At 63.0% G+C, this 15,187-nt stretch carries 14 protein-coding genes; 2 read left to right on the top strand and 12 right to left on the bottom strand.

What is annotated here, in order from left to right:
- Window positions 1-56 precede the first annotated feature (56 nt).
- Entirely contained in the window at window positions 57-1,223 is a 1,167-nt protein-coding gene (locus GYM54_RS12965) for a methyl-accepting chemotaxis protein (RefSeq protein ID WP_181103432.1), read from the bottom strand.
- Window positions 1,224-1,767: 544 nt separating this feature from the next.
- Complete coding sequence (locus GYM54_RS12960) at window positions 1,768-2,352, bottom strand: DUF6436 domain-containing protein (RefSeq protein WP_181103267.1); 585 nt, start codon at window positions 2,350-2,352, stop codon at window positions 1,768-1,770.
- Window positions 2,353-2,438: 86 nt separating this feature from the next.
- Between GYM54_RS12960 and GYM54_RS12955 the strand changes: the two genes are divergently transcribed.
- Window positions 2,439-3,371, top strand: coding sequence for an alpha/beta hydrolase (locus tag GYM54_RS12955; protein ID WP_181103265.1), 933 nt, complete (start codon window positions 2,439-2,441; stop codon window positions 3,369-3,371).
- Here the strand turns inward: GYM54_RS12955 and GYM54_RS12950 are convergent.
- Window positions 3,352-4,128 (bottom strand): DUF2059 domain-containing protein, encoded by a 777-nt coding sequence (locus GYM54_RS12950; RefSeq protein ID WP_181103263.1) that lies wholly within the window; start codon window positions 4,126-4,128, stop codon window positions 3,352-3,354. The two genes, GYM54_RS12955 and GYM54_RS12950, sit on opposite strands and share 20 nt — an antisense overlap.
- Window positions 4,129-4,277: 149 nt before the next feature.
- Here GYM54_RS12950 and GYM54_RS12945 point away from each other — a divergent pair, with 149 nt between their 5' ends.
- A complete protein-coding gene (locus GYM54_RS12945; protein WP_181103261.1) occupies window positions 4,278-4,886 on the top strand; it encodes a 2OG-Fe(II) oxygenase in 609 nt (202 codons plus the stop codon).
- A gap of 52 nt (window positions 4,887-4,938) precedes the next feature.
- Here GYM54_RS12945 and dctM read toward each other — a convergent pair whose 3' ends face one another.
- The 9 genes from dctM to rfbB form a co-directional block, all read right to left on the bottom strand.
- On the bottom strand, window positions 4,939-6,219 hold the full coding sequence (dctM, locus tag GYM54_RS12940; RefSeq protein WP_131649057.1) for a C4-dicarboxylate TRAP transporter large permease protein DctM: 1,281 nt from the start codon (window positions 6,217-6,219) through the stop codon (window positions 4,939-4,941).
- Window positions 6,219-6,845: a TRAP transporter small permease gene (locus tag GYM54_RS12935; protein WP_131649056.1), complete on the bottom strand. Its 627-nt coding sequence runs from the start codon at window positions 6,843-6,845 to the stop codon at window positions 6,219-6,221. Before GYM54_RS12935 ends, dctM begins: the two co-directional genes overlap by 1 nt.
- A 235-nt stretch (window positions 6,846-7,080) precedes the next feature.
- A complete protein-coding gene (dctP, locus tag GYM54_RS12930; RefSeq protein WP_131649055.1) occupies window positions 7,081-8,073 on the bottom strand; it encodes a C4-dicarboxylate TRAP substrate-binding protein DctP in 993 nt (330 codons plus the stop codon).
- Window positions 8,074-8,448: 375 nt separating this feature from the next.
- A complete protein-coding gene (locus GYM54_RS12925; protein ID WP_131649054.1) occupies window positions 8,449-9,840 on the bottom strand; it encodes a sigma-54 dependent transcriptional regulator in 1,392 nt (463 codons plus the stop codon).
- Between the two features lies 1 nt (window position 9,841).
- On the bottom strand, window positions 9,842-11,641 hold the full coding sequence (locus GYM54_RS12920) for an ATP-binding protein (protein ID WP_181103259.1): 1,800 nt from the start codon (window positions 11,639-11,641) through the stop codon (window positions 9,842-9,844).
- Between the two features lie 115 nt (window positions 11,642-11,756).
- Window positions 11,757-12,668, bottom strand: a complete 912-nt coding sequence (gene rfbD / locus GYM54_RS12915; RefSeq protein WP_181103258.1) for a dTDP-4-dehydrorhamnose reductase — start codon at window positions 12,666-12,668, stop codon at window positions 11,757-11,759.
- Window positions 12,665-13,210, bottom strand: coding sequence for a dTDP-4-dehydrorhamnose 3,5-epimerase (gene rfbC, locus GYM54_RS12910; protein ID WP_131649051.1), 546 nt, complete (start codon window positions 13,208-13,210; stop codon window positions 12,665-12,667). Before rfbC ends, rfbD begins: the two co-directional genes overlap by 4 nt.
- A complete protein-coding gene (gene rfbA / locus GYM54_RS12905) occupies window positions 13,207-14,079 on the bottom strand; it encodes a glucose-1-phosphate thymidylyltransferase RfbA (RefSeq protein WP_131649050.1) in 873 nt (290 codons plus the stop codon). Before rfbA ends, rfbC begins: the two co-directional genes overlap by 4 nt.
- Window positions 14,076-15,146: a dTDP-glucose 4,6-dehydratase gene (gene rfbB / locus GYM54_RS12900; RefSeq protein WP_181103256.1), complete on the bottom strand. Its 1,071-nt coding sequence runs from the start codon at window positions 15,144-15,146 to the stop codon at window positions 14,076-14,078. Before rfbB ends, rfbA begins: the two co-directional genes overlap by 4 nt.
- Window positions 15,147-15,187 lie beyond the last annotated feature (41 nt).

Genomic DNA, 15,187 nt, shown 5'->3' with positions numbered 1-15,187 from the left:
ATCCGGCGCGCTCGGGCGATAGCCTGGCGCGCCGGCCTGGTTCAGGTGGGGTGCGCTCAGCGCAATGCCGGCTCTTGACCCATTGCGGCCGTGACCGGCCAGCGAGCATCACCGGGTTCAAAAGCGTCATCGGCTCGTAGCACGGTGTTTCTCGGCATCGAGGCGGGATGCTCGACGGCGATGGGCACCGCCGGAAGCTCGGTCTGATTCGTGCCACTTACCTCGAATTGCCGACAAAGGTCGAGCAGATGCCCGGCCAGCCGCTCCAGGCGCTGACTGTCCGCCGACACCCCGGCCGCATCGCCGGTGGATTGCGCAGCAATGCCACGAATCTGCTCGACGAGCCGGCTCAGTTCGTTTGCGCTGGCTAGTTGCTCGCGGGTTGAAACGCCGATGTCCTGCACGGCTTCCATGGATCGATCGATCTCTCGCAACAGCTGGGCAATCTGCTCGGTGTGGCCGACACAGCGCTCGACGCCTTCCTTGCTTTGGGTCATGGCCCGAACCGCGTTGGCCGAACGCTCCCGCAGCTGGCCGGTCATGCTCTGGATTTCTTCCGTGGCCTGCTGGGTGCGATGGGCAAGCTGGCGTACCTCATCGGCGACGACGGCGAAACCACGGCCATGGGCGCCGGCCCGGGCGGCTTCGATGGCGGCGTTGAGCGCCAGTAAATTGGTCTGCGCCGCGACGGCATGGATGACATCGAGCACCCGGCTGATTTGCTGTGTATCCGCCGCCAGAGCGTGTACGACGTCGCTGCAGAGGCCGATTTCAGTGGCCAGCTCACCGATCCCGGCCTGTGCGGAGCCGACTGCGGTAATGCCGGCCGCAACGTCGCTGTCGGCCTTCCGCGCGCTTTGCGCTGCCCGTTCGGTCTCCTCGGACACCTGCGTCACCGCAGCACTGAGTTGCCCGACGGTATGGCCTATCTGGTCGGTACTGTCCCGCAAGGCTTCGGCGCCCAGGTTCAGGCGGCGGGTGGTTTGCGCCAGATGGCCGCTGGTGTCGTGCAACTCAGTGCCCGTATCGACGACGCGGCTGACCAGCCCGTCAAGTTCGTCGAGAAGCTGATTGAAACGCTGCGCCGAATCATCGGTTGCCTCGCTGCGGTAACTGAGGTCGATCGGGCGACCTTCGCGCAGCAGGTGCGCCGAGGTCTGCTGCAGGTGCTCGCCGATTGCCGCGTCACGAGCGCCATGACGGGCCAGCACCACCAGAATCATGCTTTCGACCACCACATAACCTGCATGCACCAGAACCACCGGCCAACCGGCATTCGCGTGAACCAGGCGTATGGTTTCGCCGCTCTGCTGTAACAGGAAAAAGCCGACGTGATGCAGGGCAATCACCGAGGCTGCCACCACAATCGGCAGCCAGTCGCGGTAATACACCAGGATCGCCAGCAGAACGAAAATGCCGAAGTGCATTTCGATCATGCCGTGGCTTTGCTGGATGTGCAGCGCGGAAAGCACCATGAAACCGGCGCCGATCAGGCAACGATAAGCGCGGGTGCCGCCGATCAGCGTTCGGAGCACGCTCATGGTGATGGCTGTGCTACCGGCTACGATCAGGGAGAGGGCGAGCGTATCCTTCCAGAAGGACAGGCCAATGGCATAGACCGCCATCGTCCAGAGTACGCCGAGCATGATGCGGTCGGCTTGCAGATGGAATTTGTTGGCCATAGTAGCGGTCCGTGTTGTTATGTCCAATGGCATCAGTTTTATCCAGTTCCCTGCAAATGTCTACGGATAGACGACTTATCCTTACTCATTCAGCGGTTATGTCTTTTCCCCAATCACAGAAGCAGGCCACCGCCAGGGAGTGCGTCGCGCGCACTTCGCGGCTAGCCAGCACGGCCTCGAGAATGGGTTCGACGAAGCTGTTGTCCGAGCTGCATACGGCGCCTTCGCTGTAGGGACCGATGTAGGCAAGCCGGCCTTGGGTGTCCCAGATGGCCACCGCCGGGCTGGCAGGCAGCTGGCCGGCACCCGCGAGATTATCGAGCGGTTTCAGCGCCGCCAGTTGCTGCGGCAGGCGTCCGGTGCTGCCCGGTTTCTGTACCGCATAGAACTCGGCTCCGGCGCCGGCAAAGCGCTTCAGCAGTTCCTCCAGATGCTGCTGGTTACCGACGTTGCACGGACAACCCGGATCCCAGAAATGCACGAAGCGCACCGGGCCGGGGCCCTGCAACTCGGCTGGCAGCTGCAGCGCATCGCCCGAGAACAGTTCGGCGCGCTCGCCTTCGAAGGTGCGCAGATAGCGCGCTTCGAACCACCAGAAGGCCGCCAGCATGGCGCCGCCCCAGAGCAGGGCGATGAGTGCTGCGATCAGGTATTTGTGGCGTACGGACATGGCGGCGCTCTTCTGTGGGGGCGCCAGCTTGCCACGTCGCGCCGCAGAGCTGAATATCGCCGTTAATTCGAGCCAGAAAACCCGACATGCCTTCGCGAATCGATCCCGACGCGCTGCGCGCGCAGCTGCGTCCTATCAATCACGGCGCCGAGCTGACCGCCGATGCCCATTTCTACCAGACCTACTACGGCCTGGATCTGCCTCATCACCGCAACGTCCAGCGCCGCCTTGGCTGCTTTCCGGTTCATGGTTACGAGGTGGCCGTGCAGGCCTGGTGCCCCGAGCAGCCGGTGGCGACACTGCTGATCCTGCACGGCTATTACGACCACATGGGACTCTACCGGCACGTGGTGGATTGGGGGCTGCGGATGGGCTTCGCAGTACTGACCTGCGACCTGCCGGGGCATGGGCTGTCCAGCGGACCACGCGCCAGCATCAACGAGTTCGACGAATACCAGGCGGTGCTGCAGGGCCTGCTGCATGAAGCCGCCGAGCTGGAGCTGCCGCAGCCTTGGCATTTGCTGGGGCAGAGCACCGGGGCTGCGATCGTGCTGGATTATCTGCTCGGCGAGCCGGAGCACCCGGGCCGCGGCATTCTGCTGGCACCGCTGGTGCGACCGCGTGCCTGGGGTTGGTCCCGCTTCAGTTACGAGGTGGTGCGCCGCTTCGTCAAACAGATCCCCCGGCGCTTTAGCGAAAACTCGGGCGATCCGGTATTTCTGGAGTTCATCCAGTCCAGCGATCCGCTGCAGCCGAATATCTTGCCGACCGCCTGGGTCGGCGCGCTGTCGCGCTGGATTCCGCGCATCGAGGGTGCGCCGCCGAGCCCCCATAGCCCGATCATCGTCCAGGGCGAGGCGGACATGACCGTCGATTGGCAGCACAACTTGCCGATTCTCGAAGGTAAATTCACCGCCCCTGAGATTTTGCGTCTACCTGGCGCGCGGCATCATCTGGTCAATGAGCGCGAAGCACTGCGCCGCGAATATTTCGACTTTCTCAGTGAACGGTTGAAGTAGTCGCCTGTGCCTGAACGTCGGCGGTGGTGGTATCAGCCGCCAGGCCGGCACGTAGCGCCTGGAACGCGGCCTGATAGTAAGCCTGGCCCGCTTGTGACTGAGCGAATTCGACGAATTGCTCGAGCTCGGCGTCCTCGAGGTCGCGATAGATGTACAGCAAGGTATTGTCCAGATCACTCTCGACCTGCTGCTGCAAGCGCTCGCGCTGGCTGTCCAGCAAGCCCTGTGCCTGCCCCCCGCCGAGCAGGCCGGGAATCATCTGGCTGAGGCTGTCGGCTGCGACACCGGCCAACGCCAGGCTGACTTCGGCGCCCGCTTCGGCCGCCGGCAAGGCCTGGGCCAAATGGCGGATCAGCAACTGCCGATTGCTGCCAGCCTCCATACGTGGCAAGCCATTTTCGTAGCGGGTGAGCTGTTCGCGACGGCCTGCCAAGGTTTCCGCCGAAACCACCTTGCGGCCCAGCGGTGACTGGAAAAAATCCAGCGCTGGCTGCGGGTCGGACAGATTCTGCCGTAGCGCCTGCTTGGCACGCTGGTCGATGGCGTCGACGGCGAAACGCCGGTTGCTGTTGGTCACCAGCGCCTGGTAAACCGCCGGCGGCAGACTGTTCTTGTAGCGTTGCTGCGCGGCTGTCAGCGCGTCGGAAAAGTTGGCGCGTTGTTCGGTCCAGCCCGCCGCCTCGTAAAGTTCATCATAGCTATCGGCCCAAACGTTCAGACTGAAGGCAAGCAATACACAAGCAATAAGGGCGCGCATGGAAGCTCCTTTGTGGCGGCGGTTTATTTTCGGCGTCGCAACCCGGGCTTGTCGAGCAGCGAAAGCGCTGCTGCTAGACTCATCCGCTGTTTCACTCCGGCCTGCCGAAGGCCGTAGGGAAACGCCATCAGCCCATTGGAGTCACGTCCTTGCCGTTCTCTACCATCATCGACGACCTCGCCACGCGCGGCTGGTCGTTGCAGAGTGCTTTCCTTTCCAGTGATGTGACCCGCCAGCTGGCCGATGAGTGCCGCAGACGATACGCCGAAGGTGCGCTGGCACCGGCCGGGGTTGGCCGCGGTGAAGATCAGGCGGTGCGCGAAGGCATTCGCGGCGACCATATCCACTGGCTGGAAGAAGGGCAGGCGGCAGTCTGCGATGCCTACCTGACGCTGATGGACGAGTTGCGACAGACGCTCAACCGCGAGCTGTTTCTCGGCCTGGAAGAGTTCGAGTGCCACTTCGCGCTATATCCGCCTGGCGCCTTCTATCAGACGCATCTGGACCGCTTCCGCGATGACGACAGCCGTTGCGTCAGCGCCGTGCTCTATCTGAATCCGGATTGGCGAGCGGCCGATGGCGGTGAGCTGCGCATGTACCTGGCCGATGGTTCGAGCCTGGATATCCCACCACTGGCCGGCAATCTGGTGGTTTTTCTATCGGGGAGTTTCCCGCATGAAGTGCTGGTCACGCAGACCGACCGGCTGTCGCTGACCGGCTGGTTCCGTCGTCGCCCGGCGGACGTGTTGGCGCTCTGAAGCGCGCACAAAAAAGCCCGGCACAAGGCCGGGCTGGATGCGTCTGGAGCGGTTACATTCCCAACAAGTTCGGCAGACCGAGCGAGATGGACGGCACGTAGGTGATGAGGATCAAGAAAGCCAGCATCATCGCGAGCCATGGCATGACTGCACGGATTACCTGAGTCACCGGCATACCGGTCACGGCCGAGGCGACGAACAGGTTCAGCCCCACTGGCGGCGTGATCAGACCGATCTCCATGTTCACCACCATGATGATGCCCAGGTGGATCGGGTCGATGCCCAGCTGCACGGCGATCGGGAACAGGATCGGCGCCAGGATCAGGATGATCGCCGACGGCTCCATGAAGGCACCGGCAACCAGCAGCACGATGTTTACCACCAGCAGGAACATCCAAGGCTGCAGGCCTGCCTCGAGCACCATGGCGGTGATCTGTTGCGGGATCTGCTCGGTGGTCAGCACGTGGGCGAACAGCATCGCATTGGCGATGATGAACATCAGCATGATGGTGAGCTTGCCCGACTCCAGCAGCACTTTCGGGCAATCGCGGATAGTGATGTCCTTGTAGACGAACAGCGCGATGAAGGCGGAATACACCGCAGCCACCGCAGCCGCTTCGGTCGGTGTGAACATACCGGAGTAAATGCCGCCGAGGATGATCACCATCAGCAGCAGGCCCCAGAGCGCCTTGCGTGCCGAAGACAGCCACTCGCGGAAGGTCGCGCGCGGCATTGCCGGGAGGTTCTTCTTCACCGCGATGATGTAGATCGCGGCCATCAGTGCGACGCCAAGCAGAATGCCCGGGACCACACCAGCCATGAACAGCTTGCCTACCGAGGTTTCGGTCGCGGCGGCGTAGACCACCATGACGATCGACGGCGGGATCAGGATGCCCAGCGTACCGGCGTTACAGACGATGCCAGCGCCGAACGCCTGCGGGTAGCCAGAGCGGACCATGCCGGCGATGGCGATGGAACCCACGGCCGCTACGGTCGCAGGCGACGAACCCGAGAGCGCGGCGAACAGCATGCATGCCATTACCGCACCGATGGCCAGACCACCACGGATGTGACCGACAGTGGCGTTAGCGAAATCGATCAGGCGACGCGCCACGCCACCGGTGGTCATGAAGGCGCCGGCCAGCAGGAAGAACGGAATGGCCAGCAGCGTGTAGTGCTCGGAGGTCTCGAACAGCTTGATCGCCAGTGAGGTAACCGAGTCCGGGCTGAACAGCAGGATGGTCAGCGAGCCGGCCAGGCCGAGAGAAATGGCCACCGGCACGCCGATGAACATCAGCGCGAACAGCGCCACGAAGAGGAACAGGATAGTCATTATTTCGGCTCCTCTTCACCGAGCTTAAGCGCCTCGGCGGCCTCATCGGCGAGTCCCAGCCCGGTTTGTTCGTTACGCAGGATGCGCACGAAGATTTCAACGAAACGGATGAACACCATGGCAAAACCAATGGGCACGATCATGCCGATATGCCACTGCTTGACGCCGATATGGCCAAGGTCTTCGGCGCCGATGTTGGCGACGAACAACGCCTGGATCCATTCGAAACTGGCCACCGTCATCAGGCCGGCGTAACCCAGGCAGAACAGGCAGGCGACGATGCTGATGTAGCGCTGTACCGGGCGCGACGCGAGCTTGACCAGCGCATCGACACCGATATGGCCAGCTGTGCGTACGCCGTAGGCGAGGCCGGTAAAGATCAGCCAGGCGAACAGCGCCTTGGTCAACGCGGTGCTCCACGTCATCGACTGGGCCAGTCCGATGACGAAATCGCCGATGGCGAAGAAGAAGTCTTCAGCCGCTGGAAAGCTGTCCGCGAGGCTGTAGAAAATGGTGTAGAGGTTGTTCAGGACCACATAAACAAAGGTCACCAGCGTCATGGCGGCCAACAGGAAGGCGATGAAGGCCTCCTCGAAGTGGTCCCAGACGCGCCGGAGGGCGTTCATGGATGACATCTCCCGATGGAATGCATTTTGTTTTGACGGGCGTACAGAACGTTCGCCATGAGCCGGTGTGGTGACCGGTTTATAGAGCAATGAAAAACGCTTGTTTTCGTCCAGACCTCAGGCTCGGGATCGCCTTGCCTCGATGACTGCCTGGTCGGGTTCTTTTTTCACTGATCTATCGGTGTTGTAGCTGTCGCAACGGAGAGGGCGAGTTGTGCCCGCCCTCTCTTCAGGCTTACTGAGCGTTGGACGCTTCGGCGGCCTTGATCAGGTCAGCACCGATTTCGTTCTCGAACTTCTTCCAGACCGGCTTCATGGCTTCGCGCCACTTAGCACGCTCTTCCGGAGTCAGCACCAGAATCTCGGTAGTACCGGCAGCCAGAATGTCCTGCTTGGCTTTCTGGTTCAGCGCGTCGGCTTGCTTGTTCACCTCTACGGTCACCTCGGCCAGGATACTTTCCAGCTCGCCGCGAACATCGTCGGGCAGGCCGTTCCAGAACTTGGTGTTGGTGATCAGCATGTAGTCGAGCAGACCGTGGTCGGACTCGGTGATGTGCTTCTGCACTTCATGCATTTTCTGCGAGTAGATGTTCGAGTAGGGGTTCTCGGCACCGTTGACCACGCCAGTCTGCAGACCCTGATAAACCTCGGCGAAGCTCATCTTGCGCGGGTTGGCGCGCAGGGCTTTGAATTGCTCGTCGAGTACGGCGGAAGCCTGAACGCGGAACTTCATACCACGGGCGTCTTTCGGTTCGCGCAGTTCCTTGTTGGCCGACAGCTGCTTCATGCCGTTGTGCCAGTAGCCCAGACCGGTGATGTTCTTGTCTTCCATGGAGCGCAGCAGGCCCTGGCCGGCTTCGCTCTGCTGGAAGCGGTCTACCGCCTGGATGTCGTCGAACAGGAACGGCAGGTCGAATACCTGGACGCCCTTGGAGTAATGCTCGAACTTGGCCAGCGACGGTGCGATCAGCTGCACGTCGCCCAGCAGCAGGGCTTCCATTTCCTTGCCATCACCGAACAGCGAGGAGTTCGGGTAGACCTGAACTTCGACCTTGCCGGGCAGACGCTCCTCTACCAGCTTCTTGAACAGGTTGGCGCCCTGGCCTTTCGGCGTGTTGTCGGCGACCACGTGGGAGAATTTGATCGTGATCGGATCAGCGGCCTGGGCCAGACCTGCGATACCCAGTGACAGAGCGCAGGCAAGCGCCGTGGCAGTCAGCTTGAACATTGTTGTGTTTCCTCTTGTTGTGGATTGAGCCGCCGCGTTGGCGAGGCAACTCGGTGAAGTCAGCAAGACCAGTCTAGGCGTCATTGAAAAAATCGCTGCGCGCTAGGCTCGCTTGCCGGCTCATGGATTAGCGAGAGCAAGTGCTGTGCCAGAAGCACGCACCTGTCTCGCGGTGCGAGAGTTTACTGGTGTAGTGGCGAAATGCTGACGAATATTTCTCAGGCCGACATGTCTATCTCGTAGCTTTTAACGATTCGGGACGGGTTCGGCGGCGCGGGTTATCTAGCCCAGGCAACTGTTGCAGCGGCGTGGCAGCCCATTCTTGGATACGTCCGTTGTGAACTGGCGCACAGCACGCTGGCGGAAATCCGCCAGCTATTCGCCGTCGTCCGGCGAGGTTCCGCCAGTATCACTGAAGACCAGCCCATGCTTGCGCAGCTTGTCGTGCAGCGTCTTGCGCGGCAGACCGAGGGCCTCGGCGACGCTGCGCAACGAGCCGTGCGGTCGCGCCAGCTCGGCGGCAATCAGAGCGCGTTCGAAGGCATCGACCTGCTCGTTGAGCGCATTGCCCGTCGCGTCAGCCGTGCCGTCGGCAAGCCGGGCTCGATCATCGAGGCCCAGTTCCAACCCCAGGGCGAAGCGCTCGGCGGTGTTCTGCAGCTCGCGGACGTTGCCCGGCCATGGATGTCTGAGCAACTGCGCGCGCTGCTCCGGGCGCAGTTCGCGGATCGGCAGCCCGTGGCGGTTGGCGGCGGTCTCGGCAAAATGCTGGAACAGGAACAGCAGGTCCTCGCTGCGCTCGCGCAAAGGCGGGATGCGCAGCGGTGCGACATTCAACCGGTAATAGAGGTCGGCGCGAAAACGGCCCTGATCGGACGCCTGGCGCAGGTCTTCCTTGGTCGCGGCGATGACACGGATGTCGAGCGGGATCATCTGGTTGCCACCCAGTCGCTCGACGACCCGCTCCTGCAGCATGCGCAGCAGTTTGACCTGCACGTCCAGGCTCATGCTTTCGATTTCGTCGAGGAACAGGGTGCCGCCATTGGCGAATTCGAATTTGCCGATGCGGCGCTTCTGCGCGCCGGTGAAAGCGCCCGCCTCGTGACCGAAGAGTTCGCTTTCGACCACCGACTCGGCCAGTGCGCCGGCGTTGATTGCGACGAAAGGACCACCGCGGCGACTGGACAAGTCGTGTAGCGCGCGTGCCACCACCTCCTTGCCAGCACCGGTTTCGCCAAGGATCAGTACGTCGGCCTGGGTGCCGGCGAGCGCACCGATCTGTTCCCGCAGGCGCTGCATGGCCGGCGATTGACCGAGCAGACGCATCGAAAGCTGCTGCCGATCGGCCAGTGCCAGACGCAGGCTGCGGTTGTCGAGTACCAGCTGACGCAGGGCCAGGGCGCGACGCACGCTGTCGAGCAGCGCCTCGCTGGGGAAGGGTTTCTCGAGAAAGTCGTAGGCACCGGCACGCATCGCCTGCACGGCCAGCTGAACGTCGCCATGGCCGGTGATCAGCAGAACCGGCAGCTCGCTGTCGAGCGCATGCAACTGCTGCTGAAGTTCGAGGCCGTCGAGACCGGGCATGCGGATGTCGGTAACCACCACGCCGGGCCAGTTAACCGGCAGCAGGGTCGACAGGCCGCGCGCATCGCCCAGGCTGAGGACCTTGAGCCCGGCGAGGTCGAGCGTTTGGCTCAGCGCCTTGCGCAGATGGGGATCGTCATCGACCAGGACTACCTGAAACTGCGGGTCGATCTGGCTGGTCATGCTAGTCCTCGCTGGGGAAGGCGATGCCAGGATCGGCGGATCGCAGATAGAGGCTGAGCTGGGCGCCGCCTTCGGGATGGTTGGCCATCTTCAGCTCGCCGTCCAGGGCGCGGGTCAGGGTATCGCAGATGGCCAGCCCCAGCCCCAGGCCCTGGGCGCTTGTCTTGGTGGTGAAAAAGGGTTCTCGGGCGCGTTCCAGAGCCGCGGCGGTAAACCCCGGACCGTTGTCCCGCAGGGTCAGCAGCACGCCATCATCCGTGCGTTCGGCGCGCAGCCAGATGCGCCGCACCGGCGGGCGCTCGTTGAGCGCGTCGAGCGCGTTGGCCAGCAGATTGGACAGAATCTGCCGCAGCCGTGTCTCGCCCGCCTGAACCCAGAGGGTTGCGTCGGGCATGTCGCGGATCAGTTCGACGCCCATCGCCTGTCGCCGCTTGGCCAGCAGCGCCAGCGCATCATCCAACGCCGGTTGTAGGGCTACCCGTTCCGGCGCATGGCGGTCGCGCCGGGCGAAGGCACGCAGGTGAGCGATGATCGAGGCCATCCGCGCGGTGAGCTCGCTGATCAGCCTGAGATTGTCGCGAGCCTCCTCGTTGCGCTGATGATCGAGCAGCACACCGGCGTTGTCGGCATAGCTGCGGATGGCGCCCAGCGGCTGGTTGAGTTCATGGCTGATGCTGGCCGACATGGTGCCCAGCGCCGACAGTTTGCCGGCCTGCAGCAGCTCGTCCTGTGCGCGGACCAGTTCCTGCTGGGCCTGCTCGCGTTCGAGCACTTCCTGCTTGAGCCGGCTGTTGAGCGCTTCCAGATCCCGCGTCCGCTCCTGCACGCGCTGTTCGAGCTGCTGCCGGGCCTTGGCATCCAGGGCGATGCGTTCCAGCAAGTGGCGCCGCCGCTGCATCCACAGGCCGAGCAGCAGTAGCAGCGCGGCGAGGGTTGCGCCACCGATGGCGACCACGGTGCGCACCGGGCGCTCAACCAGGTTGATGGGTGCCAGGATGCGGACCGTCCAGCCGGTTTCCTTCAGCTCGCGGCTCTGGATCAGCCAGCGTTCGATGTCCAGCGTCAGGTTCTGTGGCGTGATCGTGGGGTAGGGCTGGTCGAAGGCGATCTGCTCGCGCTCTTCGGCATCCAGGGCGCGGCTGGCGCGAAACCGCCAGTCAGGCCGAGAGGTAAGGATGACCACGCCGAAATTGTCGGTGACCAGCAATTGCTCGGGCGTATTGCCCCAGAGCGTTTCGGTGTGGTCCAGATCGACCTTGACCACCAGCACACCAATAATTCCCTCGCTGTCGCGCACCGGCGCCCCGAAATAGTAGCCGCGCTTGCCGGAGGTGTTGCCCAGGCCGTAGAAGCGCCCAAGGTGGCCGTCCATGGCCTGGCGGAAATACGGACGGAAGGCGAAGTTGCGGCCGATGAAGCTGTCTTCGGCATTCCAATTCGAGGTCGCCAGGGTCTGGCCGTTGGTGTCCATCAGGTAGATGACGTCGGCGCCGGTCTGCTGGCGCAGCCGGTTCAGCAGACGATTGGCCCGGTCGATCAGGGCCGGGCTCTGGCCGTCGCGCAGCAGGCTGCGCAGGTCCGGCAGGTCGCCCAGAATGCGCGGCAGGACTTCGTAGCGGCGCAGGGTACCGAGCAGGTTGGCGACGTAGAGATCCAGCGTCTGGCGGTTCTGTTCGATCAGCTCGTTGCGGTAGTAGCGCTCCGTCAGCTGCTGCAATGGCCAGAGCAATGGCGCGAGCAGCAGCGCTAGCAATGCCAGGTTGCGCCAGCGTGGGCGGCGAGTAGAAAGGGATGCGGTCATGCGTACGTGCCTGTTGTCCGGGCGACATTATGCACGTTCAGGCCTTGCGCGTTAGGGACGTGCCCGTTCGGACTCGAACAGCGCCGCAGGGCCGTCGCTTGGCTTCGATCCGCAATTAGACGTTCTGTGCAGCGACGGCGTCTTGTCCGGTCTGCGCGTTGCGCGGGCTGTTCAGGCACTGATGCAAGGCGTCCTCCCAGTCTGGCAATTCGATGTTCCAGTCGCGCTGCAAGCGTGAGCAGTTGAGGCGCGAATTGAGCGGGCGCTGAGCGGCGGTGGGGTAGTCGCTGGACAGGATGGGTTCGAGGCTGGCGCGCAGGCGGCCCTGCTGGCTCAGGTGTTCGGCGATGCTGCAGGCGAAGCCGTACCAGGAAGTCTCGCCGTTGGCGGTCAGGTGATAGAGCCCGCTGGGGCCGCCGCTGCCGTTGCGCCATTTGCGCACCAGCTCGGCGGTGACCGTGCCGAGGGTACCGGCCCAGGTCGGCGCACCGATTTCATCGTCGACGACCGACAGCGAATCGCGCTCCTGCAGCAGGCGCTGCATGGTCAGTAAGAAGTTGCGACCGTGCGATGAGTAGACCCAGCTGGTGCGCAGAATCAGGTGCTTGCCGCCGACCGCCTGAACCGCCTGTTCACCGGCCAGCTTGCTCTCGCCGTACACGCTCAGAGGGGCCGGCTGATCCTCCTCCCGATACGGCTCGGATTTGCGACCGTCGAAGACGTAATCGGTGGAGTAGTGAATCAGCGGCACGCCAAGAGCGGCCGCTTCCTCGGCCAGCACGCCGGGGCCGACGGCGTTCACCGCGAAGGCCTGATCGCGATCAGCCTGCGCCGAGTCTACGGCGGTATAGGCAGCCGCGTTGATGATCAGGTCGGGACGCAGCAGGCGAACCTGCCGGCGAATCTCCGCCGGTTTGGCCAGGTCCAGTACGTTGTGGCCCAGGGCGAGTACCTTTCCCTCACCGGCGAGCGCCAGTTGCAGCTCCCGAGACAGTTGCCCCCTGCTACCGGTGATGAGAATTTTCATGCGAACAGCTCCGCCTCGCTGAGTACTTTGCCGTCAATATCCTTCTGTGACAGCTGAGGCGGCTCGCTGAATGGCCAGTCGATGCCGATCTGCGGATCGTTCCAGAGCAACGAGCGCTCATGGGCCGGCGCGTAGTAGTCGGTGGTCTTGTAGAGGAATTCGGCGCTCTCGCTGAGCACCACGAAGCCGTGCGCGAAGCCCTCCGGAATCCACAGCTGACGCTGATTCTGTGCGCTCAGGTGGGTACCGACCCAGCGGCCGAAACTGGGCGAGCTGCGCCGCAGGTCCACCGCCACGTCGAACACTTCGCCGGCCACGACCCGCACCAGCTTCCCCTGGGGCTGCTGGATTTGATAGTGCAGGCCACGCAGCACGCCGCGCTGGGACTTGGAATGGTTGTCCTGGACGAAGGTGCGCTTGAGTCCCGTCGCGGCTTCGAATGCCGCGGCGTTGAAGCTCTCGTAGAAGAACCCGCGTTCATCACCGAAGACCTTGGGCTCGATGATCAGCACGTCGGGAATGTCGGTTTCGATGATCTTCATGCGGTTTCACCCGCCAGCTTGAACAGGTATTGGCCATAGCCGGTCTTGCCCAGCGCATCGGCGCGCTGCAGCAGCTGCTCGCGGTCGATCCACTTGTGCTGGTAGGCGATCTCTTCCAGGCAGGCGACCTTCAGGCCCTGGCGGTGCTCAATGGTCTGCACGTACTGCGAGGCTTCCAGCAGGCTGTCGTGGGTGCCGGTGTCGAGCCAGGCGAAGCCGCGACCGAAGCGCTCGACATTCAGGTCGCCGCGCTTGAGGTAGGCGTTGTTGACGTCGGTGATTTCCAGCTCGCCGCGTGGCGACGGCTTGATCGATTTGGCGATCTCGATCACGTCGTTGTCGTAGAAGTACAGGCCGGTCACCGCGTAGCTCGACTTCGGTTTCGCCGGCTTCTCTTCGATTGACAGGGCTTTGCCGTTCTCGTCGAAATCGATCACGCCGAAGCGCTCGGGGTCCTTGACCCAGTAGCCGAACACCGTGGCGCCTTTCTGCTGCGCCGAGGCGCGCTGTAGCTTCTCGGTGAAGTGCTGACCATGGAAGATGTTGTCGCCGAGGATCAGGCACACCGAGTCGTCGCCGATGAATTCTTCACCGATCAGGAAGGCCTGGGCCAGACCGTCCGGCGAGGGTTGTTCGGCGTAGCTGAAATTGACGCCGAACTGGCTGCCATCGCCCAGCAAATTCTTGTACTGCGGCAGATCCTGCGGCGTGGAAATCAGCAGGATGTCGCGGATCCCGGCCAGCATCAGCACCGAGATCGGGTAGTAGGCCATCGGCTTGTCGTAGATCGGCAGTAGCTGCTTGGATACGCCCAGGGTGATGGGGTGCAGACGGGTGCCGGAGCCTCCGGCGAGGATGATTCCTTTCATGCGTTCTCCAGCGCGCCAAGGCGCTCACGTTGATAGCTGCCGTCCTGAACGCGACGGCACCATTCCAGATTGTTCAGGTACCACTCGACCGTCTTGCGCAGACCTGTCTCGAAGGTTTCACGCGGGACCCAACCCAGCTCGCGCTCAATCTTGCTGGCGTCGATGGCGTAGCGCAGATCGTGGCCGGGACGGTCCTTGACGAAGGTGATCAGGTCCTCATAACGCGCCAAACCTTCCGGCTTCTGCGGCGCCAGTTCTTCGAGCAGGGCGCAGATGCCACGCACCACGTCGATGTTCTTCTGCTCGTTGTGACCGCCGATGTTATAGGTCTCGCCGACCTGGCCTTCGCTGACCACCTTGAACAGCGCGCGGGCGTGATCTTCCACGAACAGCCAGTCACGCACCTGGGCGCCATCGCCGTAGACCGGCAGCGATTTGCCATCCAGCGCGTTGAGGATTACCAGCGGGATCAGCTTCTCGGGGAAATGGTACGGCCCGTAATTGTTCGAGCAATTGGTGATCAGCACCGGCAGGCCGTAGGTGCGCTGCCAGGCGCGGACCAGGTGATCGGACGAGGCCTTGCTGGCCGAATAGGGCGAGCTGGGCGCGTAGGGCGTGGTTTCGGTGAACAGGTCGTCGACGCCGTGCAGGTCGCCGTACACCTCATCGGTTGAAATGTGATGGAAGCGGAAGGCCTGGCGGCGGCCTTCGGGCAGCGTCTGCCAGTAGGCCCGGGCGGCTTCCAGCAGTTGATAGGTACCGACGATGTTGGTCTGGATGAATTCGGCCGGGCCGTCGATGGAGCGATCGACGTGGGATTCGGCGGCCAGATGCATGATGGCGTCTGGCTGGAATTCCAGCAGCGCTTCGGCCACGCGCTCGCGATCGGCGATGTCGGCTTGCAGGAATTGATAACGATCGCTGCCCTGCACCTCTGCCAGCGACTCCAGGTTGCCGGCATAGGTCAGCTTGTCCAGGTTGAGGACGCTGTGCGGGGTGTCGTGGATGAGGTGACGGATCAGTGCAGAGCCGATGAATCCGGCTCCGCCGGTTACGAGAATGCGCATGATGATTGGCTTCCTTGGCGCGCTACAGAGCAACAGGCTCT

The sequence above is a fragment of the Pseudomonas sp. MTM4 genome (assembly GCF_019355055.1).
GTDB lineage: Bacteria > Pseudomonadota > Gammaproteobacteria > Pseudomonadales > Pseudomonadaceae > Stutzerimonas.
Note: the sequence above shows the minus strand (reverse complement) of the source record. Positions and strands in the feature narration are given on the sequence as shown.